Source organism: Priestia sp. FW507-14D1A (assembly GCF_058781295.1).
In genome coordinates this window covers 1,378,750-1,400,462 of record NZ_JBYSWQ010000001.1, presented here as the reverse complement: position 1 = coordinate 1,400,462, position 21,713 = coordinate 1,378,750, and the positions used below count along the sequence as shown (strand labels likewise).

22 protein-coding genes and 1 riboswitch are annotated in these 21,713 nt (G+C 39.1%); of the genes, 21 read left to right on the top strand and 1 reads right to left on the bottom strand.

Features of this window, described 5'->3' with window-relative positions:
- Window positions 1-134 precede the first annotated feature (134 nt).
- From AC3WJG_RS07695 to AC3WJG_RS07660, 8 genes are all read left to right on the top strand, one after another.
- Window positions 135-1,826 (top strand): AMP-binding protein, encoded by a 1,692-nt coding sequence (locus tag AC3WJG_RS07695; protein ID WP_221840666.1) that lies wholly within the window; start codon window positions 135-137, stop codon window positions 1,824-1,826.
- A 112-nt stretch (window positions 1,827-1,938) separates the two neighbouring features.
- Window positions 1,939-2,523, top strand: coding sequence for a fatty acid metabolism transcriptional regulator FadR (fadR, locus tag AC3WJG_RS07690; RefSeq protein ID WP_013059408.1), 585 nt, complete (start codon window positions 1,939-1,941; stop codon window positions 2,521-2,523).
- Between the two features lie 80 nt (window positions 2,524-2,603).
- The gene (locus AC3WJG_RS07685) at window positions 2,604-3,377 is read left to right on the top strand and encodes an enoyl-CoA hydratase (protein ID WP_013059407.1); all 774 of its coding nucleotides are present in this window, start codon (window positions 2,604-2,606) and stop codon (window positions 3,375-3,377) included.
- Window positions 3,378-3,395: 18 nt separating this feature from the next.
- Window positions 3,396-4,169 carry an electron transfer flavoprotein subunit beta/FixA family protein gene (locus tag AC3WJG_RS07680; protein WP_098331521.1) on the top strand — a complete coding sequence of 258 codons (774 nt, stop codon included), beginning with the start codon at window positions 3,396-3,398 and terminating at the stop codon, window positions 4,167-4,169.
- 33 nt (window positions 4,170-4,202) lie between these two features.
- A complete protein-coding gene (locus AC3WJG_RS07675; protein ID WP_028410542.1) occupies window positions 4,203-5,183 on the top strand; it encodes an electron transfer flavoprotein subunit alpha/FixB family protein in 981 nt (326 codons plus the stop codon).
- A 412-nt stretch (window positions 5,184-5,595) separates the two neighbouring features.
- Window positions 5,596-5,910 (top strand): thioredoxin, encoded by a 315-nt coding sequence (trxA, locus tag AC3WJG_RS07670; RefSeq protein WP_013059404.1) that lies wholly within the window; start codon window positions 5,596-5,598, stop codon window positions 5,908-5,910.
- Between the two features lie 224 nt (window positions 5,911-6,134).
- Window positions 6,135-7,901, top strand: coding sequence for an excinuclease ABC subunit UvrC (uvrC, locus tag AC3WJG_RS07665; RefSeq protein ID WP_060745466.1), 1,767 nt, complete (start codon window positions 6,135-6,137; stop codon window positions 7,899-7,901).
- Between the two features lie 65 nt (window positions 7,902-7,966).
- Window positions 7,967-8,144, top strand: a riboswitch (Lysine riboswitch).
- 141 nt (window positions 8,145-8,285) lie between these two features.
- Window positions 8,286-9,518 carry an aspartate kinase gene (locus AC3WJG_RS07660; protein WP_028410544.1) on the top strand — a complete coding sequence of 411 codons (1,233 nt, stop codon included), beginning with the start codon at window positions 8,286-8,288 and terminating at the stop codon, window positions 9,516-9,518.
- Window positions 9,519-9,569: 51 nt separating this feature from the next.
- On the opposite strand, the gene AC3WJG_RS07655 is transcribed toward AC3WJG_RS07660, so the two are convergent.
- Window positions 9,570-10,097 (bottom strand): YslB family protein, encoded by a 528-nt coding sequence (locus tag AC3WJG_RS07655; protein WP_013059401.1) that lies wholly within the window; start codon window positions 10,095-10,097, stop codon window positions 9,570-9,572.
- Between the two features lie 489 nt (window positions 10,098-10,586).
- Between AC3WJG_RS07655 and AC3WJG_RS07650 the strand changes: the two genes are divergently transcribed.
- The 13 genes from AC3WJG_RS07650 (at window position 10,587) to ssuD (ending at window position 21,655) form a co-directional block, all read left to right on the top strand.
- Window positions 10,587-11,195, top strand: a complete 609-nt coding sequence (locus tag AC3WJG_RS07650) for a succinate dehydrogenase cytochrome b558 subunit (protein ID WP_013059400.1) — start codon at window positions 10,587-10,589, stop codon at window positions 11,193-11,195.
- A gap of 29 nt (window positions 11,196-11,224) precedes the next feature.
- Window positions 11,225-13,012: a succinate dehydrogenase flavoprotein subunit gene (sdhA, locus tag AC3WJG_RS07645; protein ID WP_013059399.1), complete on the top strand. Its 1,788-nt coding sequence runs from the start codon at window positions 11,225-11,227 to the stop codon at window positions 13,010-13,012.
- Window positions 13,013-13,015: 3 nt separating this feature from the next.
- Window positions 13,016-13,789, top strand: a complete 774-nt coding sequence (sdhB, locus tag AC3WJG_RS07640) for a succinate dehydrogenase iron-sulfur subunit (protein ID WP_013059398.1) — start codon at window positions 13,016-13,018, stop codon at window positions 13,787-13,789.
- 63 nt (window positions 13,790-13,852) lie between these two features.
- Window positions 13,853-14,302, top strand: a complete 450-nt coding sequence (locus AC3WJG_RS07635) for an acyl-CoA thioesterase (protein ID WP_098331520.1) — start codon at window positions 13,853-13,855, stop codon at window positions 14,300-14,302.
- 173 nt (window positions 14,303-14,475) lie between these two features.
- On the top strand, window positions 14,476-14,700 hold the full coding sequence (gene gerE / locus AC3WJG_RS07630) for a spore germination transcription factor GerE (protein WP_013059396.1): 225 nt from the start codon (window positions 14,476-14,478) through the stop codon (window positions 14,698-14,700).
- A gap of 200 nt (window positions 14,701-14,900) precedes the next feature.
- Entirely contained in the window at window positions 14,901-15,230 is a 330-nt protein-coding gene (locus AC3WJG_RS07625) for a hypothetical protein (RefSeq protein ID WP_230933660.1), read from the top strand.
- Between the two features lie 148 nt (window positions 15,231-15,378).
- The gene (locus AC3WJG_RS07620) at window positions 15,379-15,879 is read left to right on the top strand and encodes a cation:proton antiporter regulatory subunit (protein WP_013085158.1); all 501 of its coding nucleotides are present in this window, start codon (window positions 15,379-15,381) and stop codon (window positions 15,877-15,879) included.
- Window positions 15,880-17,091, top strand: a complete 1,212-nt coding sequence (locus AC3WJG_RS07615) for a cation:proton antiporter (protein ID WP_025750630.1) — start codon at window positions 15,880-15,882, stop codon at window positions 17,089-17,091. It begins immediately after the preceding gene.
- 190 nt (window positions 17,092-17,281) lie between these two features.
- On the top strand, window positions 17,282-18,025 hold the full coding sequence (locus AC3WJG_RS07610) for an ABC transporter ATP-binding protein (protein ID WP_060745489.1): 744 nt from the start codon (window positions 17,282-17,284) through the stop codon (window positions 18,023-18,025).
- Between the two features lie 33 nt (window positions 18,026-18,058).
- Entirely contained in the window at window positions 18,059-19,045 is a 987-nt protein-coding gene (locus AC3WJG_RS07605; RefSeq protein WP_060745465.1) for an aliphatic sulfonate ABC transporter substrate-binding protein, read from the top strand.
- 10 nt (window positions 19,046-19,055) lie between these two features.
- Entirely contained in the window at window positions 19,056-19,910 is an 855-nt protein-coding gene (locus AC3WJG_RS07600) for an ABC transporter permease (RefSeq protein ID WP_102813847.1), read from the top strand.
- 69 nt (window positions 19,911-19,979) lie between these two features.
- Window positions 19,980-20,534 carry an NADPH-dependent FMN reductase gene (ssuE, locus tag AC3WJG_RS07595; protein WP_098333395.1) on the top strand — a complete coding sequence of 185 codons (555 nt, stop codon included), beginning with the start codon at window positions 19,980-19,982 and terminating at the stop codon, window positions 20,532-20,534.
- Window positions 20,531-21,655 (top strand): FMNH2-dependent alkanesulfonate monooxygenase, encoded by a 1,125-nt coding sequence (ssuD, locus tag AC3WJG_RS07590; protein ID WP_060745463.1) that lies wholly within the window; start codon window positions 20,531-20,533, stop codon window positions 21,653-21,655. Before ssuE ends, ssuD begins: the two co-directional genes overlap by 4 nt.
- The last annotated feature ends 58 nt before the right edge of the window (window positions 21,656-21,713 follow it).

The following is a 21,713-nucleotide window of genomic DNA, read 5'->3' as shown; positions in this document are numbered from 1 at the left end:
TATTACGCTGCAGGATGAAAGAGTGATTAGGTAGGAAAGAGAACATTCAATAACGATTGCATCTAAAAAAAGAATGAACTATAATTTTAATTAGAAAATTCTAATTTTTTATTTTTTTGAGGGAGAGGATACGTGTGGAATCCACCGAAAAGATATGGCTTTCTCAATATCCAGATGAAATACCTGCTAGGCTTCATTATGAACAAAAAAATTTAGCACAGCTTTTTGAAGATGCAGTTCAAAAGGATCCTAAAAAAAGCGCAATCTATTTTCTAGGGAAAAAAATGACGTTTTCCCAGCTGCATCAAGATTCTCTAAAGCTGTCATCTTACCTTATTGAACTGGGATTAAAAAGAGGGGATAGAGTAGCCATTATGCTTCCAAATTGCCCTCAAGCAGTCATTTCCTTTTATGCGGTTCTTCTTGCCGGAGGAGTAGTCGTTCAAACAAATCCTTTGTATACGGAAAGAGAGTTAGAGTATCAGCTTAATGATTCAGAAGCGGCCATGATTATTGCACTCGATTTGCTATATCCGCGTGTAGTAAAAATGAAAGCGTTAACAAAAGTGAAGCACGTAGTCATCACCTCTATTCAAGATTATCTCCCATTTCCCAAAAACATAATGTATCCATTTATTCAGCGCAAGCAGCAGAAGATAAGCGTGGATGTGAGTCATACGGAGACTACTCATTTATTTAAACGTATTATAAATGAATCCTCTCCAGCAGTATGTAACGCTGAGGGAATTTCAGACGAAGATATCGCGATTTTACAATATACCGGGGGAACAACGGGTTTTCCAAAAGGAGTCATGCTTACTCATAAAAACTTGGTAGCCAATGCAACGATGTGTTCACATTGGTTATACCGCTGCAAGCATGGAGAAGAAAAAGTGCTTGGAATTATCCCATTTTTTCATGTGTATGGTTTAACAACAGTTCTTGTTCTATCGGTTTTGCAAAATTATGAGATGGTTCTTCTGCCTAAATTTGATGCAAAAACGACGCTCAAAACCATTCATAAGCAGCAGCCTACTTTATTTCCAGGTGCTCCGACAATTTACATCGCATTATTAAATCATCCTGATTTAGCAAAATACAACCTATCTTCCATTGATTCATGTATGAGCGGTTCGGCTCCCCTTCCTGTAGAAGTGCAGGAGCAGTTTGAAAAGATCACCGGAGGTAAACTGGTAGAAGGATATGGATTAACAGAAACCTCTCCTGTTACTCATGCTAATTTTCTTTGGGAAGAGAGAATACCAGGAAGCATTGGAGTACCTTGGCCAGACACGGATGCCAAAATTCTCTCGTTTGAAACAGGTAAAGAAGCTGCTGTAAGCGAAGTAGGAGAAATTGCGGTTAAAGGTCCTCAGGTCATGAAAGGATATTGGAAGCAGCCTGAAGAAACGGAGGCTGTTATGCGAGACGGATGGTTGCTAACAGGTGATGTTGGCTATATGGATGATAAAGGTTATTTTTATGTAGTAGACCGAAAGAAAGATATTATTATTGCCGGGGGATATAATATCTATCCTCGAGAAGTTGAAGAAGTATTATATGAGCATGAAAAAATTCAAGAAGCTGTAGTAGTAGGTGTTCCTGACCCATATAGAGGAGAAACGGTGAAGGCTTACATTGTATTAAAAAATGGTGTAAGATGTACTGAAGAAGAGCTAAATGAGTTTTCCAGAAAGTATTTAGCTGCTTATAAAGTTCCGCGCCTTTATGAATTTCGAAATGAGCTTCCCAAAACAGCGGTCGGTAAGATTCTGCGACGAGCGCTGATTGATGAAGAAAATGAAAAGCATAAAAAGGCGACGTAATCGATCGTCGCCTTTGATTTTTTTACTGAAACATAATTGACAGATACTTGCGGTTTCTTTATTATAAAGATATGAATGAATAATCATTCATATTTTAAAGGAGCGTATAAGATTGAGAAGAAATAAGCCAAAGTATAAACAGATTATCGATGCAGCTGTAGTAGTAATAGCAGAAAACGGATACCACAATGCTCAGGTGTCTAAAATTGCTAAGCAGGCTGGAGTTGCAGATGGTACGATATATTTATATTTTAAAAACAAAGAAGATGTCTTAATTTCCTTGTTTCAAGAGAAGATGGGACAATTTGTAGAAAAAATTTATGAAGAACTGGCGGGAATTGAAACCGCGGCAGAAAAACTTCATGTGTTAATTGACAAACATTTTTCGTTTCTAGCAGAGGATCATCATTTAGCTACAGTGACACAGCTCGAACTGCGTCAATCGAACAAAGATTTAAGATTGAAAATTAACGATGTATTAAAAGATTATCTGACTCTCATTGATTCTATTTTGCAGACAGGAATCGAAACGGGTGAGTTTTCTGAAAATATAGATATTCGTCTTGCGCGACAGATGATTTTTGGAACGATTGATGAAACTGTCACAACATGGGTAATGAACGATCATCGATATGGTCTAATAGAATCGGTAGATAAAGTCCATTCCCTGCTGTTAAACGGCTGCAGCGGCTCATAATCGTAAGTGAGCCTGCTGCTCCCCTGCGAGGGGAAAAAGCGCAAGGTAATGAAAATAGAAAGAAAGGGTGGCGTAAACAAATGGAGATTATCCAGGTTGAAACTGTTGATGCAATAAGCTTCATTACGTTAAATAGACAACCTGCTAACGCTTTGTCTCAAGATTTATTAAAAGATCTTTCAAGTGTTTTGAAACATTTGGAAGATAGTAAAGAGACAAGGGTTATCGTTATTAAAGGTGAAGGGAAATTCTTTTGTGCCGGAGCTGATATAAAAGAATTCACATCACTTCAGCAGGAAAAAGAATACGAGAAGCTTGCTGTTAACGGTCAAGAGCTCTTTGAGTATATTGAAAATTACCCAAAACCAGTGATTGCAGCTATTCATGGAGCTGCTTTAGGCGGAGGGTTGGAGCTTGCTATGAGCTGCCATATCCGTTTGGTAACGGAAAACGCTAAGCTGGGCTTGCCTGAGCTGCAGTTAGGAATTATACCAGGGTTTGGAGGAACTCAGCGATTGCCTCGTTATGTAGGAGTTCATAAGGCTTGTGAGATGATGCTGACCAGTGATCCAATATCCGGAAGCGAGGCAGTGGAGTTAGGATTGGCAAATGCAGCTTTTGAAGAAAGTCAGCTTATCAATGAAACATTTTTACTTGCTAGAAAAATTGCCAAAAAAAGCCCGATTTCTGTTAAAGCTACCTTGCAGCTGCTTCAGCATGTAAAAACAGATGCTTACTACAGCGGCATTAAAAAAGAAGCGCAGTTTTTTGGAAGCGTATTCAAAAGCCGGGATGCTCAAGAAGGCGTAGCCGCTTTTATTGAAAAGCGCCAGCCTAAATTTTTAGGAAAATAAGCTTAGGAGGGGAATTGAATGAATATTTACGTGTTAGTGAAAAGAACATTCGATACAGAGGAGAAACTTTCATTAAAAAATGGTCAAATTGTTGAAGATGGGGCTGAATTTATTATTAATCCTTACGATGAGTATGCAGTTGAAGAAGCTATTCAGCTAAAGGAAAAGCATGGCGGGGAGATTACGGTCGTGAGTGTAGGAGGGGAAGAATCAGAAAAAGAACTCCGAACAGCTTTGGCTATGGGAGCAGATAAAGCGGTTTTAATCAATACGGAAGATGACATAGAAGATGGCGATCAGTACACGACTTCTAGGCTGCTGGCACATTACTTAAAAGAACAATCTCCTGACTTGATTTTGGCAGGAAACGTAGCGATTGACGGAGGTTCGGGCCAAGTGGGACCGCGCGTAGCAGAACAGTTAGAAATCCCTTATATTACGACGATTACAAAATTGGATATCGAAGGTGAAAAAGTGACTGTTGTACGCGATGTGGAAGGTGATTCTGAGGTTATCGAAACGTCGCTTCCTCTTTTAGTAACAGCTCAGCAGGGACTTAACGAACCTCGCTATCCATCTCTTCCAGGGATTATGAAAGCGAAGAAGAAACCGTTGGTTGAAGTGGAATTGGATGATTTAGATTTAGATGAAGATGATGTAGAAGCAAAAACAAAGACTATTGAAATTTATTTGCCTCCGAAAAAAGACGCAGGACGCGTATTACAAGGAGATATAAAAGATCAAGTGACAGAACTGGTCAATTTACTGCATAAGGAAGCAAAAGTCATTTAATAAGTCAAAAGTCAAAACAATGGGGGTATTGCAATGGGACGCAAAGTGTTAGTTCTAGGAGAAGCACGTGATGGGGGATTACGAAACGTATCGTTTGAAGCGATTTCCGCAGCATCTACTGTAGCTGACGGTGGAGAAATTGTTGCAGCGTTAGTAGGAAAGAACGTAAAAGCTTTAAGTGAAGAGCTTATTGCGTACGGAGCGAATAAAGTTGTTGTGACGGAGCATGAAGATTTAGCTGCTTATACATCGGATGGCTACGCTCAGGCGTTATTAGCCATCATTGAAAGTGAACAGCCTGAAGCTATCGTATTTGGCCATACGGCTCTTGGCAAAGACCTAGCGCCAAAACTGGCAGCTCGCTTAGACAAAGGACTTATTTCCGATGTGACGGATGTAGAAGTTGGAGGGGATCAAGTAGTCTTCACCCGCCCAATTTATTCTGGTAAAGCATTTGAAAAGAAAATCATGACCGATGCTTTTACGTTTGTCACAATTCGTCCAAATAATATTTCACCGCTTGCAAAAGACGACGGACGTACAGGTGATGTAGAGGATTTAAATGTTGAAATCAAAAACCTGCGTACAGTTGTAAAAGAAGTTGTACGTAAAGCAACGCAAGGGGTTGATTTATCCGAAGCAAAAGTCGTGATTGCAGGTGGTCGAGGTGTAAAAAGCACGGAAGGTTTTGGACCTCTCCAAGAACTAGCGGACGTGTTAAATGGAGCTGTTGGGGCGTCTCGCGGAGCATGCGATGCAGATTACTGCGACTATTCTCTTCAGATCGGTCAGACGGGCAAAGTAGTCACACCAGATTTATACATTGCCTGCGGAATCTCAGGAGCCATTCAGCATTTGGCCGGCATGTCAAATTCAAAAATTATTGTTGCTATTAACAAAGATCCTGAGGCTAATATTTTTAAAGTAGCTGATTACGGAATCGTTGGAGATTTATTTGAAGTGGTGCCTCTGCTAACGGAAGAATTTAAAAAGCTGAAAGTACAGTCTGCGTAAGAGGCTGGGACAAAAGTATTTTAGACGAAGTGAAGAACGAACTATTGATCAAGATGTTTGATTAGTGGTTCGTTTTTTTGTTGGGGTAAACTTTATGTGTGTGGGTCTTTCTAGCAGCAGTTGATTTCTGTGCAAGACTCCTGCAGAAAGCGAAGTCTTGCACAGAAATCAACTGCGGTGGCACAAGCGGTTCAGTCTTTGTATACTATTTGTTCACCTTTAGATGGAATTCATTTCGTTATGTCTCAACCTCACGGAAAACGAAATTTTCTACGTATGTTTTTATGTAAATTGTACAAACTAGAGCGAAGAATAAACAGTATAAATGTAAGCAAAAAGTTAGCAAACCTTATTTGAAGGTGATATACTGTGAGTAGAATTTGGATATTGCATATATTTAGGAGGAATTAAAATGGCTATTGCACATGCTACAGATAAAAACTTTACAGATGAAATTAAATCAGGCCTAGTGCTTGTTGACTTTTGGGCACCATGGTGTGGCCCTTGTAAAATGATTGCTCCAGTTCTTGAAGAAATTGATGGTGAACTTAACGATAAAGTTAAAATCGTGAAAGTAGACGTTGATGAAAACCAAGAAACAGCTGGAAAATTTGGTGTTATGAGTATCCCAACTTTAGTATTATTTAAAGATGGAGAGAAAGTTGATCAAGTAGTTGGTTTCCAACCAAAAGAAGCATTAACAGAATTAATTAATAAACACGCGTAAGTCAAAACCTAGCTCAGGCTAGGTTTTTTCTTTTTCTCCACTTTTTCTCTTTTGGGAATACTTTTATTTAGCGAATATGCGTTCGTTTGTTTTATACTAGATGTAAGGAACACCGTCACAAATCCGGCTTATGTGCATGTATTGTAAAGCAGAAAAGAATGTAGGTTACGCTTCATAAGCGAATGTATAGATGGACAGAGTAAGAGAAGAGGAAGGAGAAAAGTATGAATGATTATTTAAAAGAAAAGCTGGCTATTTTACCGGATCAGCCCGGCTGCTACTTGATGAAAGATAAATATGGAACGGTCATTTACGTAGGAAAAGCAAAAGTATTAAAAAATCGAGTGCGCTCCTACTTTACCGGATCTCATGACGGAAAGACGCTTCGACTTGTAAACGACATTGTCGATTTTGAATATATCGTCACATCTTCTAATTTAGAAGCGCTTATTTTAGAAATGAATTTAATTAAAAAGCATGACCCAAAATACAATATTATGCTTAAAGATGATAAGGGCTATCCCTTTATTAAGATTACAGCTGAAAAACAGCCCCGGCTTGTTATTACAAGAAAAATAAAAAAAGATAAAGGGAAATACTTCGGTCCTTATCCTAACGTTCAAGCTGCAAATGAAACCAAGCGGCTTCTTGATCGCATTTATCCACTAAGAAAGTGCTCTACCATGCCAGACAGACCTTGTTTGTATTACCATATCGGGCAATGTCTAGCTCCTTGCGTAAAAGAAGTAAAAGAAGAGCAAAACAAACAAATTATTGAAAATATCACTCGGTTTTTAAATGGTGGATATGAGCATGTCAAAACAGAGTTAACTGAAAAAATGTTAAAAGCTTCAGAAGAACTTGACTTTGAAAGGGCTAAAGAATATCGAGATCAAATTGCTCATATTGAAGCGACAATGGAAAAGCAAAAAGTAACGTTTAATGATTTTGTTAATCGAGATGTGTTTGGCTATTCTTATGATAAAGGCTGGATGTGTGTTCAAGTTTTCTTTATTCGCCAAGGGAAATTAATTGAGCGAGAAGTTTCTATGTTTCCTTTTTATAAAGAGCCAGAAGAAGATTTCTTAACTTTTATCGGTCAGTTTTATGCCAAAAATATTAAGCCAAAAGAAGTGCTGGTTCCAGCAACGATTGATGCAGAGTTAGCTGAGAAATTAGTAGAAGTAGAGGTTCAGCATCCAAAGCGAGGCAAAAAGAAAGAATTAGTAGAACTTGCATGTAAAAATGCAAAAATTGCGCTCGGTGAAAAATTCTATTTAATTGAACGAGATGAAGAGCGCACGGTTGGCGCAGTTGAACGGTTAGGAGAAGAGCTTGGAATTGCAGCGCCTTACCGGATTGAAGCATTTGATAACTCAAATATTCAAGGGACAGATCCCGTTTCTGCAATGATTGTTTTTGTTGATGGGAAACCGGAAAAGAAAGAATATCGCAAATATAAAATTAAGACCGTAAAGGGACCAGATGATTACAGTTCCATGAGAGAAGTCGTTCGCAGACGGTATTCCAGAGCGTTAAAAGAAGGTCTTCCGCTTCCAGATTTAATTGTTGTAGATGGAGGCAAAGGGCATTTAGCTGCAGTACAGGACGTTCTCGAAAATGAATTGGGACTTTTAGTGCCTACAGCAGGTCTTGTCAAAGATGATAAGCACAGAACCTCCAACCTGATGATTGGTGAGCCTCCTCAAATCATACCGCTTGAACGCAATAGTCAAGAATTTTATTTGCTTCAGCGAATTCAAGATGAAGTTCACCGCTTTGCGATTACTTTCCACCGTCAAGTGCGCTCTAAGTCCGCTTTTCAGTCTGTTCTGGACGACATTCCGGGAGTGGGAGAAAAGCGTAAAAAAGCTTTGTTAAAGTATTTTGGTTCGGTGAAAAAATTGAAAGAAGCAACGGTTGATGATATTCGAAATTCGGGTGTTCCTCAAAACATTGCTGAAAAAATTTATGAAACATTACAAAAATAGTCTTGAAATAATAGAAAATATTTGATAAGCTATTAACTAATTTCATACGACACTTCATCAAATGAAGTGAAGATAGAGGTGCAAATTTAATCAGTACGTATCAGGAAGGGTATGAGCCCTTATGAATGAGACGGAAAGGGAAATTTGCCGAAGTGAACATTACCTCATAGTAATGATTGCTGGTTCTGCGTTGAATAAACGTAGGATTGTCAAGATGTAGATTCTTGGAGAGCTATCTCACGGCAGTGGACGGTTATGTTTTATAATTTTCGTTCGTTAAGCAATGAGAGCTCATCTCATTGCTTTTTTTATTGTCTGAGTAAAAAAATTTAGCTTCTCATCATCCTGCATATGCAAATTTATTGAAAAGGAATGAACAAAATTATGGCATTAATCGTTCAAAAATTTGGTGGAACATCTGTTGGTTCTGTTGAACGTATCCAACATGTAGCAAACCGTGTTATTCAAGAAGCAGAGCGCGGTAACCAAGTAGTTGTTGTTGTATCGGCAATGGGCAAAACGACAGATGCACTGGTGAAATTAGCAAGTGATATTACGGACAGTCCAAGCAAACGCGAAATGGATATGCTTCTTACAACTGGAGAACAAGTAACGATTTCCCTGTTAACAATGGCCCTTCAATATAAAGGGTATGAAGCAACTTCGCTAACAGGTTGGCAAGCTGGTATCCAGACGGAAGCAGTTCACAGCAATGCACGAATCCAGCACATTGACACGACTCGTATTCAAAGCCAATTAGATAGAGGCCGAATCGTAGTAGTAGCTGGATTCCAAGGCTGTTCAGAAGATGGAAGCATTACAACATTAGGTCGAGGCGGCTCTGACACTACGGCAGTAGCTCTTGCCGCAGCATTAAAAGCTGCAAAATGTGATATTTATACAGACGTAACAGGAGTGTTTACGACAGATCCGCGCTATGTAGAAGATGCTCGTAAGCTTCACTCTATTTCATATGACGAAATGTTAGAATTAGCTAATTTGGGAGCAGGGGTGCTGCATCCGCGCGCTGTTGAGTTTGCAAAAAATTATCAGATACCGCTAGAAGTGCGTTCAAGCTTAGAAAACGAGAATGGAACGATTGTTGAGGAGGAAGTTTCAATGGAACAAAACTTAGTCGTAAGAGGAATTGCGTTTGAAGATAATATTTCACGAGTGACAATTGAAGGGTTAAACAATGAGTTGCAAACTCTTTCTACTATTTTTACAGCATTAGCAAAAGAACAGTTAAATGTGGACATTATTATTCAAAACGTAACGGCTAATAATCGTCTCTCTATCTCATTTTCTATTAAAACCGTAGACGTAGATGCCGCTCTTGCCGTCTTAAAAGAGTATAAATCTACTTTAGGATATACGCGTATTGAACATGAAAGCGGTCTGGCTAAAGTATCAATTGTCGGCTCTGGCATGATTTCTAATCCAGGCGTTGCAGCCGAAATGTTTGAAGTGCTGGCAGGGGAGAAAATTGAAGTGAAGATGGTCAGCACGTCTGAAATTAAAGTATCTACAGTTGTACCGCACGCTGATATGGTAAAAGCTGTTGAGACGCTTCACGTAGCATTTGAATTAGAAGAGCAGCAAGCAGTGCACGTATAAAGAAGAGAAAAAAGACGTGGTATCTCCACGTCTTTTATATATACGTATTTCCTACTTTTTATAGCGCTCCGCGCGTGTTTCGGTAGGTAAGATATCTTTTCGGTCCCACTGCACGGAAATCAGCACTTTTCCGTTCTTTTCTTTATGTGTTAAGTAGGCTTCTGTTAGGCAGTTGTTTTGACGCTGAATCTGTTCAGCCACAAATCCTGACTCAAGATGAAACGAACAAGTTTCCTGCTGAAATCTTTTGCTGACCACATCACCTGATAACTCAAGCTCGAGTGAATATTTATCTTTTTTTGCAAGCGTCAGTGTTCCCCAGGAAGCTGCTTTAAAAAAAGCGACGATTTCATCCATTGTATTTAATGGGTATTTCCGCGCAAGGTGTTTTCCTGCCCAGTATGAAATGGTATTTGTTTCGTCTCCAAGAAGCTCTGGAATTAACACGTCACGCAAAAGGCTGTATCCGAAATATGAAACGTGATCAAGAGTTCTCTCTGTTTCAGCTGTGACATTAGGTTCTGATGTTTCCATGGTCTCTTCAAGTTCTTGCTGTGATTCTGTTTGTAAATTGCTCATGCTTTCCCCTCTTTCTTTACTACTATTATATACAAATCTAAAAAACCTCTCACGCATTTTTTTAATAAAATGTAAGAGGATCTTTATTATGGTAAAAAGAGTTAGATGTAAAGATGAAAAATCCATAATATACCTTTTAAAAGGGTACTTTTACCTGTGTAAATGTTTTGTGAACTTGTTTACAATAAAAGCATAAAGTAAACGCTTACTTATTTGTGGCAAGCAATATTATAATAGAAAGAAAAAATCTGTAACATCAATACAGTAAGCGTTAACAAATATAAAATTTTATAAATTTATATTTTATAGAAGATTTAAACATCTTGCCTTGACGCTCTTAATCGATGGGAGTAAAATTAACCTGTCACATACTTTATTAGGAAATGCAAAGGTTTTCATTTCCTGTATTCACGATTAATCTATTTGTCTAGTGGGAGTAAGAAAGTTCTTCACAAACTATGTTCATTTAACTAAGGGGGGTCTACGCAGATGGCGGCAAACAGAGAGTTTCAATATCGGAGAATCCATTCATTACTTGGGGTAATACCAATCGGGATTTTCTTAACACAGCATTTAGTTGTGAATCATTTCGCGACAAAGGGAGAAGAATCATTTAATCAAGCAGCTCACTTCATGGAGAGCTTACCTTTCCGCTATGCTCTAGAAATTTTCATTATTTTCTTACCAATCGTTTTTCACGCAATATACGGTCTTTACATCGCATTCACTGCTAAAACAAACGTTAACAACTACGGTTTTTTCCGTAACTGGATGTTTATCCTTCAGCGTGTTTCAGGTGTAATCACACTTATCTTCATCACATGGCACGTATGGGAAACCAGAATACAAGCTGCGCTTGGAAAAGAAGTAGATTTTCAAATGATGGAACGAATTTTAAGCAACCCGGCAATGCTTGCATTCTACATAGTTGGTGTTGTATCTACGATCTTCCACTTTGCAAACGGTCTATGGTCATTTGGAGTTAGCTGGGGGTTAACTGTAACACCACGTTCTCAAAGAATTTCAACTTATGTGACATTAGCAATCTTCTTAGCACTTACATTTGTAGGTGTTCGTACATTATTCGCATTTGCATAAAATTAAGGTTTTGAAGGAGTGGGGTTCCGATGAGTAACGGAAAAATCATCGTAGTCGGTGGCGGTTTAGCTGGCTTGATGGCAACAATAAAAATTGCTGAGTCTGGCAAGCAAGTAGATTTATTTTCACTAGTTCCGGTAAAAAGATCTCACTCAGTTTGCGCGCAAGGTGGAATCAACGGAGCCGTAAACACGAAAGGTGAAGGGGATTCACCATGGGAACACTTTGATGACACAGTGTACGGCGGAGACTTTTTAGCCAACCAGCCACCTGTAAAAGCAATGTGTGAAGCAGCTCCTGGTATTATTCACTTACTTGACCGCATGGGTGTTATGTTTAACCGTACTCCTGAGGGTTTGTTAGACTTCAGACGATTTGGCGGGACGCAGCATCACCGTACGGCTTTTGCTGGGGCAACAACGGGTCAACAATTATTGTACGCATTAGATGAGCAGGTTCGTCGCTATGAAGTTGCCGGACTTGTGACAAAGTACGAAGGATGGGAATTCTTAGGTGCTGTTCTTGATGATGAGCGCAGCTGTCGCGGAATTTCTGCACAGAATTTAAAATCAATGGAAATTAAAACGTTCCCAGCTGACGCGGTTATTATGGCTACAGGTGGACCTGGAATTGTTTTTGGAAAATCGACGAACTCAGTTATTAATACCGGTTCAGCGGCATCTATCGTGTATCAGCAAGGTGCATACTATTCAAACGGAGAGTTTATTCAAATTCATCCAACTGCTATCCCAGGAGATGATAAGCTTCGTCTTATGAGTGAATCTGCTCGTGGAGAAGGAGGACGCGTTTGGACATATAAAGACGGTAAACCTTGGTATTTCTTAGAGGAAAAATATCCTGCGTACGGTAACTTAGTACCTCGTGATATTGCCACTCGTGAAATTTTTGACGTCTGCGTAGCCCAGAAGTTAGGAATTAACGGAGAGAACATGGTTTATCTGGACCTTTCACATAAAGATCCAAAAGAGCTAGACATTAAACTTGGAGGTATCATCGAAATCTATGAAAAATTCATGGGCGATGATCCGCGCAAAGTACCAATGAAGATTTTCCCAGCCGTACACTATTCAATGGGCGGTTTATGGGTGGATTACGATCAAATGACAAATATTCCTGGCTTGTTCGCAGCTGGTGAGTGTGATTATTCACAGCACGGAGCGAACCGTTTAGGAGCAAACTCCTTATTATCAGCTATTTATGGTGGTATGGTTGCTGGTCCTAAAGCCGTTGAATACATCAATGGTTTAGAAAAGAGCGCAGATGCTATTTCTTCAAGCGTATATGATCGTCATGTGAAAGAAGAAGAAGAGAAATGGAACAATATCATGAATCTTCAAGGTACAGAAAATGCATACGTTCTTCATAAAGAGCTAGGGGAATGGATGACTGACAACGTGACAGTCGTACGATACAATGACAAACTGTTAAAAACAGATGAAAAAATTCAAGAATTAATTGAACGCTATGATCGTATTAACATTAATGATACGGCTAAATGGAGTAATCAAGCGGCAACATTTACTCGTCAGCTGCAAAACATGCTTCAGCTTTCACGTGTTGTAACGCTAGGAGCTTACAACCGTAATGAAAGTCGCGGTGCTCATTATAAGCCAGATTTCCCAGATCGTAACGATGAAGAATTCTTAAAAACAACAATGGCATCTTTTGTGGATAAGAAAACGGCTCCTTCTTTCCATTATGAAGAGGTAGACGTATCGTTAATCAAACCGCGTAAGCGCGACTACACAAAGAAAAAAGATGAAAAACCAAAAAAACAACAAGAGGGGGTTCGTTAATCAATGAGTGAACAACAAACAGTCCAAAAGACAGTGCGCTTCATTATTACACGTCAAGATTCAGCTGAATCTGCTCCTTACAATCAGGAGTTTGAAATTCCGTATCGTCCGAATATGAACGTTATTTCAGCACTGATGGAAATCAGACGTAACCCTGTTGATGCTTCAGGTAAAGAGGTTGCTCCGATAAACTGGGAAATGAACTGTTTAGAGGAAGTATGCGGAGCCTGTTCAATGGTCATCAACGGTAAACCTCGTCAGTCATGTACGGCTCTTGTTGATAAACTAGAACAGCCAATTCGCTTACAGCCAATGAAAACATTTCCGGTGGTTCGTGACTTGCAAGTAGACCGCAGCCGTATGTTTGATTCACTAAAAAAAGTAAAAGCCTGGGTTCCAATCGATGGCACATACGATTTAGGGCCAGGACCGCGTATGCCTGAAAAGAAACGTCAGTGGGCGTACGAGTTATCCAAATGTATGACATGTGGCGTTTGCTTAGAAGCTTGTCCAAACGTAAACGACAAGTCAAACTTCATCGGTCCAGCACCGCTTTCTCAAGTTCGCTTGTTTAATGCCCATCCAACCGGTGCGTTAAATAAAGGAGAACGTTTAGAGACGATTATGGGTGATGGAGGACTAGCGAACTGCGGGAACTCTCAAAACTGCGTTCAATCATGTCCAAAAGGAATTCCATTGACTACTTCAATCGCAGCTTTGAACCGCGATACAACAATTCAAGCATTCAGAAGTTTCTTTGGTAGCGATCAAGTATAATCACTCAAAACCTCTCCACGCGGAGAGGTTTTATTTTGTCTATGACGAACGGAGGAAATACAGATGAATAATATTTCGTATATTGAAGACATGGATCATTGGAAAGAGTCATTTTCGTTTAAGCAGGAGATCAAGGTAAGATTTTCAGAAACAGATATGTTTGGGCATTTAAATAATACGGTTCCTTTTGTTTATTTTGAACAAATACGTACGGAATTCTTTCACCATATTGGCTTTATGCAAAAGTGGACGAGTGAGCATGAGGGAACGATACCGGTGGTGGCTGATTTGCAGTGCGATTATGTCAAACAAGTGTATTTTGGCAACGTGCTATCTGTTTTTGTAAAAGCTCATAGAATTGGACGTTCGTCGGTTGATTTACACTATATGATTCAAAATAAGCAAAAAGAGGTTGTGCTCACCGGGAGAGGAACAATGGTGCAAATTTCTAAAGAAACAGGAAAAAGCGTGCCTTGGGATGAAGAGATGAAAAGGTGTTTATTAACTATATGAAAATGGCTTGAAGGCTCTTTCTTCAGGCTTTTTTCTTTTTTAAAGGTAAAAAAGAGTTTTTTGCATATTTTTTCTAAAACTAGTAACCGCGTAGGCATACCGCACATAAGATATGTTGACTAAATTTACACCCATCCGATAGTTCAACTCAGGATCAGGCAAGGAGGGTTACATTGAAAGAAAAAGAGTTTCAACCTAAACCGCTACTTACAAAGCGTGAACGAGAAGTATTCGAGCTTTTAGTACAGGACAAAACAACAAAAGAAATCGCGAGTGAACTATTCATTAGCGAAAAAACAGTTCGAAATCATATTTCTAATGCGATGCAAAAGCTTGGAGTCAAGGGGCGTTCTCAAGCAGTCGTAGAACTCCTTCGAATGGGAGAACTTGAACTATAACATGAGCTGGCTTTCTTCTTAGAAAGCCAGCTTTTTGTATATTTTTTTAAGTGTCGCATACATATCTAAAAAGAATGGCGTTAAGAAAATATTATAAAAAAGGTAAATCTTTATAAAAAAAACTTATTGCTTGAAATTGAATTTCAGAGTACGTATACTTTTAAGTAAGGAGATACTAGATCAGAAGAAAGAGAGGTGAGATGATGAAAAATGTATGGATGAGCTTATTGTTATGCATGATATTCTGTTTGCCTTTTGCGAGTTTGCCAGATAAATTTATTGATAACGACTTTGAAAAAGTGAAGGTCACAAAAAGTTCGGTTCAGCATTACACCGATATTGTGCACATGTCTCCAGGAGCTAAGCACAGCGTTAAACAAATAGGATCCCTCATACAAAGCGTGATAGTAACTTTTGCTTTAGTATGGACGAGTGCCAAACTCATCATTCCAACGCATCAAATTGCGTATTTTATCCTCAAGAAAACACTTTTTTATCCAAAAATCTTTCAATCAAGTTACCTCAATTAAATAAAAAAGGTTGAAATTTCAACAGCCTTTTCTTCAAACCTAAAATTACCAACTATTCTTAGGCTTATTTGCTATGCGAATTTTCTAGGCAGATAACGCGACAAAATTAAAAAATTCTTTTTAAAAACTTTATAGGAGTGATCATTCGATGATGATTAAAGAAACGGAGTTACCAGGAATCGGCCGTAAATTTGAAATTGAGACAAGCGGAGGAAACCGCGTAGTCGTTATCATTCATGATGATGGACGACGTGAAATCTACCACTTCGATCAAAAAGATTTAGAAGAAAGCATTTTTGACATTACGTTAACAGATACGGAATCAAGACAGCTAGCGGCAATTTTAGGCGGCATGATTTACAAGCCAAAAGCAATGGAAACCATTGAAGTGGCATTCAATGACTTAGTTATTGAATGGTACAAAGTTGAAAAACAAGCGAAAGCTCACAGTAAAACAATTGGTGAAATTGACGTTCGCAGCAACTATGATGTCACTATCATCGCCGTCATTAAAAACACGCAAAAAAAATTATCCACACCAGGACCAGATACGTTAATTGAAGAAGGAGATACGCTTGTCATCTCTGGTGAAAGAGGAAATTTAAAAACGCTCATTAAAGAATTGCTTTCACAAGGAGGTAGTTCATAATTGGATCATTTAGTATTTGAAGTTGGGACAGCTTTGTTACTAGTTGCTTTAGCCGCTATACTAGCACATAAATTTAAATTTACGATTATTCCATTCCTCATTCTTTTGGGCATGGCGGTTGGTCCCCATGCTCCTGAGTTTGGCTCATTCAGTTTAAAGTTTATTGAAAGCCAAGAGATTATTGAATTTATGGGGAGAATTGGAGTTCTCTTTTTACTGTTTTATTTAGGATTAGAATTTTCAGTTGGAAAGCTAATTAAATCAGGTAGGTCCATCGCGGTGGGAGGATCTATTTATATTTTAATTAACTTTACTTTAGGATTATTGTATGGATACCTGACAGGAAATCCTCTTCTTGAAGTGCTGATTATCGCTGGAATTATTACGATTTCGTCCAGCGCAATTGTCGCAAAAGTATTGGTTGATTTAAAACGAACAGCGAATCCAGAAACGGAACTGATATTAGGGATCATCATGTTTGAAGATATTTTCTTAGCCGTTTATCTTTCTGTCGTTTCAGGGTTGGTGCTTGGAGACCACGGATCGCTTGCTGGATCTTTAACATCTATTTTAATTGCGTTTGGCTATATGATGCTGTTCTTTATCATTGCTCGAAAAGCCACGCCGCTACTAAATAAACTTTTAAATATTTCATCAAACGAAATCTTTATAATCGTCGTTTTTGCGGTATTGTTTTTTGTGGCAGGCTTCTCAGAAACAATTCACGTGGCAGAAGCAATTGGTGCGTTATTGCTTGGACTTGTCTTTTCTGAAACGGAACATCGCGATCGTATTGAACATCTTGTCGTACCGTTTCGTGATTTCTTTGGAGCTATCTTTTTCTTCAGCTTCGGGTTAAGTATTGATCCTCTCACACTGTGGGATGCAGGCTGGCTTGCGCTTGGCGCAGTTGCGCTTACGATAATTGGTAACTTTACAGCCGGTATGATTTCAGGAAGAAAAAGCGGGCTGTCACACAAGGCCTCTACCAACATTGGGTTAACGATTATGTCACGAGGCGAGTTTTCGATCATTATGGCTAACATTGGAATTGAAGGAGGATTATCTGCAATTCTTCAGCCATTCGCCGCGCTTTATGTACTGATTTTAGCTATTATTGGCCCTTTGTTAACGAAGGAGTCTAAGCATATATACGGATTTTTAAACTCGGTATTTAAATGGAAAAAACCAAATCCTCAAGAATCAAAGTGATAAAATATATAAAACACAGTTGACAAATCGGATTAATATGATAAAATTCAAAATAATCCAATAACAAATCAGTTAAATATAGCAACGGGCTGATCGGTCAACCGAAAGCTCCTACCTTTTTCAGGTAGGAGCTTTTGTGTTTTTAGATGAACGAGCTTTTGATTTAAAAATTCAAGGAGGAGGAACTGCTGTGAGTGTTGTCATTCAATCTGTTAACAGAACATTTCAAAAAGGAGAACAAGTAACTCAAGCATTGCGAAATGTAAATCTTACGATTAATAAAGGTGAATTTATAACCGTTATTGGTCCGAGCGGATGTGGAAAAAGTACGCTGCTTAAAATGATTGCAGGACTTGATATGGATTATGAAGGGCGTATTGAAATAAACGGGAAGCACATAGGCGGACCTAGCATTAAACAAGGAATGATCTTTCAAGAACACCGCTTGTTCCCATGGCTTAATGTGGAGCAAAATATAGCGGCTGACTTATCGCTGAAAGATTCGAACGTTCGGCGCCGCGTAGATGAGTTAATTGATATTGTCAGGCTGAAAGGATTTGAAAAAGCTTATCCTCGAGAATTATCTGGAGGGATGTCTCAACGAGTCGCTATTGCGCGTGCTCTTTTAAGAAATCCAGAAGTTTTATTGTTAGATGAACCCTTCGGTGCATTAGATGCTTTCACTCGCACGCATTTGCAAGATGTGCTGCTAGACATATGGAAAAAAGAAAAAACAACCATGATTTTTGTTACCCATGATTTAGACGAATCCATTTACTTGGGTACTAAAATTGTGATTATGAGTGCCAGACCAGGAGAAATTAGCCGGGTCGTTCCAGTAGAAATTAGTCATCCGCGAAAAAAGACAGAACCACCTTTTCAGCAGCTGAGGCAGCAAGTACTGAAAGAATTTGAAGAAGCAGGAGAACATTAAAGATTCAATAAGACAGAGAAGGAGACAGAGCAGATGAAAAAGCTACTTTTAACTGCAGCTATTGTACTTGTTCTCGCATTGGCTGGGTGCGGGACGAAAGAAAAAGCGAGCGGAGAAGATTCAAAAAACGTTACGATTAATATTGGTATCCAACAAAGCTTAGGTCCTTTAATGCTGGCACAAAACCAAAAATGGTTTGAAAAAGAATTTAAAAAAATAGGTGTAAATGTCAAATGGACAGAGTTTCAAAGCGGTCCTCCGCAATTTGAGGGTATAGCATCTGGACACTTGGATTTCGGCCAAGTTGGAAATTCACCGGTTATTTCTGGTCAAGGGGCAGACATTCCGTTTTTAGAAATTGCTAATTCCAGCGACGGGTTGAAAGGAAACGCTATTTTAGTAGGGAAAAACAGCAAGATTAAAAGCGTAAAAGATTTAAAAGGTAAAAAGATCGCGGTTGCGAAAGGAAGCAGCGGTTTTAATTTATTGTACAGAGCTCTTGACCAAAATGGGTTGAAGCCAAGTGATGTAAAGATTATTCAGCTTCAGCCAGACGAAGCTCAGCCAGCATTTGAAAATGGGTCAGTGGATGCATGGTCAATCTGGGAACCGTTTATCTCACTGCAAAACTTAAAAAATGAAGCTCGTATTTTAGCAGACGGCGATTCATTAAAGGTTGCTTCACCAGGTTTTACTATTGTAAGAGAAGGCTTTGCAAAAGATCATCCAGAGTTAGTCGTTAAGTTTTTACAAGTTTATCAAAAAGCGCTTGAATGGCAAAACGAACATTTTGAAGAATCTGTGGATATTTTAGCAAAGCAAAAAAATCTAGATAAAGACGTAGTAAGACAAGTGTTAAAAAATAATCCTGCCTATAATCGCCCAACTTCTAAAGAAATTATTGCAGAACAACAGCGAACAGCTGATTTTCAACAATCTTTAGGCGTTATTAAAAAGAAAATTGATACTGGAGATGTTGTTGATAATTCATTTATTGAAAAAGCATTAAAAGAAAAATGAGGTGATGAAAATGAATAAAACATCTGTGGTTTCAGGACACGTCCAGTCTTCAGCAGCTCACTTGCAAAAAGTGAAAAAAAGAAAGGAAGAAGTGAAAAATAAGCAGGGAATTTTCCTTCGTTCTCTTGTCGTGCCACTTCTGCTTATCGTGGTGTGGCAAATCATTGGTTCCGCGGGCTATGTATCTAAAACTGTTCTTCCTACACCTGTTGATATTGTACGTTCTTTTAAACAACTCATCGTATCGGGGGAACTTGGAGCTAATCTTCAAATCAGTATTTTGCGTGCCGCCATAGGTTTTGCCGTTGGAGCTGGACTAGGGTTACTATTTGGTGTAATTGTCGGTTTCTCAAAGAAAACGGAGCACTATATGGATCCATCTATTCAAATGCTTAGAACTGTTCCACACCTTGCATTGGCCCCTTTATTTATCTTATGGTTTGGCTTTGGTGAAATTTCAAAGATATTGCTAATCGCAAACGGTGCATTTTTCCCAATCTATGTTAATACGTATCTAGGCATTCGCGGCGTTGATTCGAAATTATTTGATGTTGCTCGTGTTCTTCAATTTAGTAAATGGAAACAAATCACAAAACTTATTTTACCAGCTGCTCTTCCTAATATTTTACTTGGTGTCCGGTTATCTTTAGGTATTGCATGGCTCGGACTGGTAGTTGCTGAATTAATGGGAGCAAGTGAAGGTGTAGGATACATGATTATGGATGCTAGACAGTTTTCTCAAACGGACGTAGTTTTTGTCGGAATTATCATTTTTGCTGTTGTAGGCAAATTAACCGATTCATTTGTTCGAGTATTAGAAAAGCGTCTTCTTAAATGGAGAGACAGCTACGCAGGTGAAAAATAAAAGAAGGATTTATACACGTATTAATCCTTGTAAATCTATCAGTTTTATAAGCGAAAAGGAGAGATGATAATGAGCCAGGTTACAATTATTACAGGAAGCCCTTCAAAGCAATCAAGGTCAGCTGCTTTAAGCGAGTATATTGCAGCATATCTACAAGATGAAAAATATGAAGTGAAAACCGTGCATGTCCGTGACTTGCCCGCTGAAGACTTAGTATATGCTAACTTTTCTAGCCCTGCGATTCAAGAAGCTCAAAAGAAAGTCGCAGATGCTGATGCCGTTATTATTGTCAGCCCAATCTATAAAGCTAGCTACACAGGAATTTTAAAAACATTTTTAGATTTAATACCTGAAAAAGGTTTTCACAATAAAACCGTGCTGCCGATAGCTACAGGGGGAACCATTGCTCACCTACTGGCTCTTGATTATGTATTTAAGCCGACTTTATCCGTTTTAGGGGCTACTGCTCTTATTCATGGAGTTTATATTGTTGATTCTGAGGCGGCTTATACGAAAGAAAATGAAATTGAGTTTATTGCGGAAGAAGCAGAAGCGAGAATTAAACGTTCATTAAAAGAGCTGGGATATCATCTAGAACAAACGAAAAGGAGTGTTGAATCATGAAAATACTATGGTTTATTCCTTCCCATGGAGATGGAAGATATTTAGGGACAAATCGAGGAGGTCGTTCAGCAGACTATTCATATTTTCGGCAAGTTGCTCAAGCAGCTGACCGTTTAGGGTTTGAAGGAGTTTTGATTCCAACGGGGAAATCATGCGAAGACCCTTGGCTATTAGCTGCTTCACTTATACCTGAAACAGAGCGTTTGAAATTTTTAGTAGCTGTACGTCCCGGCATTATGGCTCCTTCCGTGGCAGCGCGCATGACCTCGACTCTTGATCGAATTTCAAACGGTCGTTTACTAGTTAATGTAGTAGCAGGAGGAGATCCGGCAGAATTAGCGGGAGATGGCCTTTTCTTATCACATGATGAACGTTATGAAGCTGCGGATGAATTTTTAGATGTGTGGAAAGGGTTATTGGCTGGAGATACGGTTAATTATGAAGGAAAACATATTCATGTAGAGAACAGTGAGCTGTTGTATCCACCTGTTCAAAAACCTTCTCCACCTATTTATTTTGGCGGATCTTCACCCGCCGGACAAAAAGTTGCAGCAAAACATTCTGACGTGTATTTAACATGGGGCGAACCTCCTGAACAAGTAAGAGAAAAAATAGCGGCTGTGAGAAAGCAAGCAGAAGCAGAAGGCAGAACCGTTAAGTTTGGGATTCGTTTGCATATTATTGTACGGGAAACCGAAGAAGAAGCTTGGCAAGCAGCCGATCGATTAATTCAGCATTTGGACGAAGACACGATTCAAGCAGCACAGCGTACTTTTGCTAGGTATGACTCAGTCGGGCAGCAGCGAATGGCGAGCCTTCATAGAGGAACCCGAGAAGAACTTACGATTAGCCCTAACTTATGGGCAGGTGTAGGGCTCGTCCGGGGAGGTGCAGGAACTGCACTAGTAGGCAGTGCTGAAAATGTAGCGAAACGAATAAAAGAATATGAAGCTTTAGGAATTGAATCTTTTATTTTATCAGGCTATCCTCATTTAGAGGAAGCTTATCACGTAGGAGAGTTATTGTTCCCGCTTTTAAATATTGATGACGGCGAAGGAAAGAGTAAAAGCATCGGTGAGATTATTGCAAACGATAGGTTTCCAAAAGCTTCAACATCGTAAAAGAAGAACCGGTGAAAAATTCACCGGTTCTTCTTTTACATTCATCTCAGCCGAGAGA

What these genes read in the sequence shown, in the direction of transcription:
- AC3WJG_RS07685 (WP_013059407.1), top strand. Translation starts at nt 2,604, where the DNA reads ATGGAGATTATCCAGGTTGAAACTGTTGATGCAATAAGCTTCATTACG.
- AC3WJG_RS07680 (WP_098331521.1), top strand. Translation starts at nt 3,396, where the DNA reads ATGAATATTTACGTGTTAGTGAAAAGAACATTCGATACAGAGGAGAAA.
- AC3WJG_RS07675 (WP_028410542.1), top strand. Translation starts at nt 4,203, where the DNA reads ATGGGACGCAAAGTGTTAGTTCTAGGAGAAGCACGTGATGGGGGATTA.
- trxA (WP_013059404.1), top strand. Translation starts at nt 5,596, where the DNA reads ATGGCTATTGCACATGCTACAGATAAAAACTTTACAGATGAAATTAAA.
- uvrC (WP_060745466.1), top strand. Translation starts at nt 6,135, where the DNA reads ATGAATGATTATTTAAAAGAAAAGCTGGCTATTTTACCGGATCAGCCC.
- AC3WJG_RS07660 (WP_028410544.1), top strand. Translation starts at nt 8,286, where the DNA reads ATGGCATTAATCGTTCAAAAATTTGGTGGAACATCTGTTGGTTCTGTT.
- AC3WJG_RS07655 (WP_013059401.1), bottom strand. Translation starts at nt 10,097, where the DNA reads ATGAGCAATTTACAAACAGAATCACAGCAAGAACTTGAAGAGACCATG.
- AC3WJG_RS07650 (WP_013059400.1), top strand. Translation starts at nt 10,587, where the DNA reads ATGGCGGCAAACAGAGAGTTTCAATATCGGAGAATCCATTCATTACTT.
- sdhA (WP_013059399.1), top strand. Translation starts at nt 11,225, where the DNA reads ATGAGTAACGGAAAAATCATCGTAGTCGGTGGCGGTTTAGCTGGCTTG.
- sdhB (WP_013059398.1), top strand. Translation starts at nt 13,016, where the DNA reads ATGAGTGAACAACAAACAGTCCAAAAGACAGTGCGCTTCATTATTACA.
- AC3WJG_RS07635 (WP_098331520.1), top strand. Translation starts at nt 13,853, where the DNA reads ATGAATAATATTTCGTATATTGAAGACATGGATCATTGGAAAGAGTCA.
- AC3WJG_RS07625 (WP_230933660.1), top strand. Translation starts at nt 14,901, where the DNA reads ATGATGAAAAATGTATGGATGAGCTTATTGTTATGCATGATATTCTGT.
- AC3WJG_RS07620 (WP_013085158.1), top strand. Translation starts at nt 15,379, where the DNA reads ATGATGATTAAAGAAACGGAGTTACCAGGAATCGGCCGTAAATTTGAA.
- AC3WJG_RS07605 (WP_060745465.1), top strand. Translation starts at nt 18,059, where the DNA reads ATGAAAAAGCTACTTTTAACTGCAGCTATTGTACTTGTTCTCGCATTG.
- AC3WJG_RS07600 (WP_102813847.1), top strand. Translation starts at nt 19,056, where the DNA reads ATGAATAAAACATCTGTGGTTTCAGGACACGTCCAGTCTTCAGCAGCT.
- ssuE (WP_098333395.1), top strand. Translation starts at nt 19,980, where the DNA reads ATGAGCCAGGTTACAATTATTACAGGAAGCCCTTCAAAGCAATCAAGG.
- ssuD (WP_060745463.1), top strand. Translation starts at nt 20,531, where the DNA reads ATGAAAATACTATGGTTTATTCCTTCCCATGGAGATGGAAGATATTTA.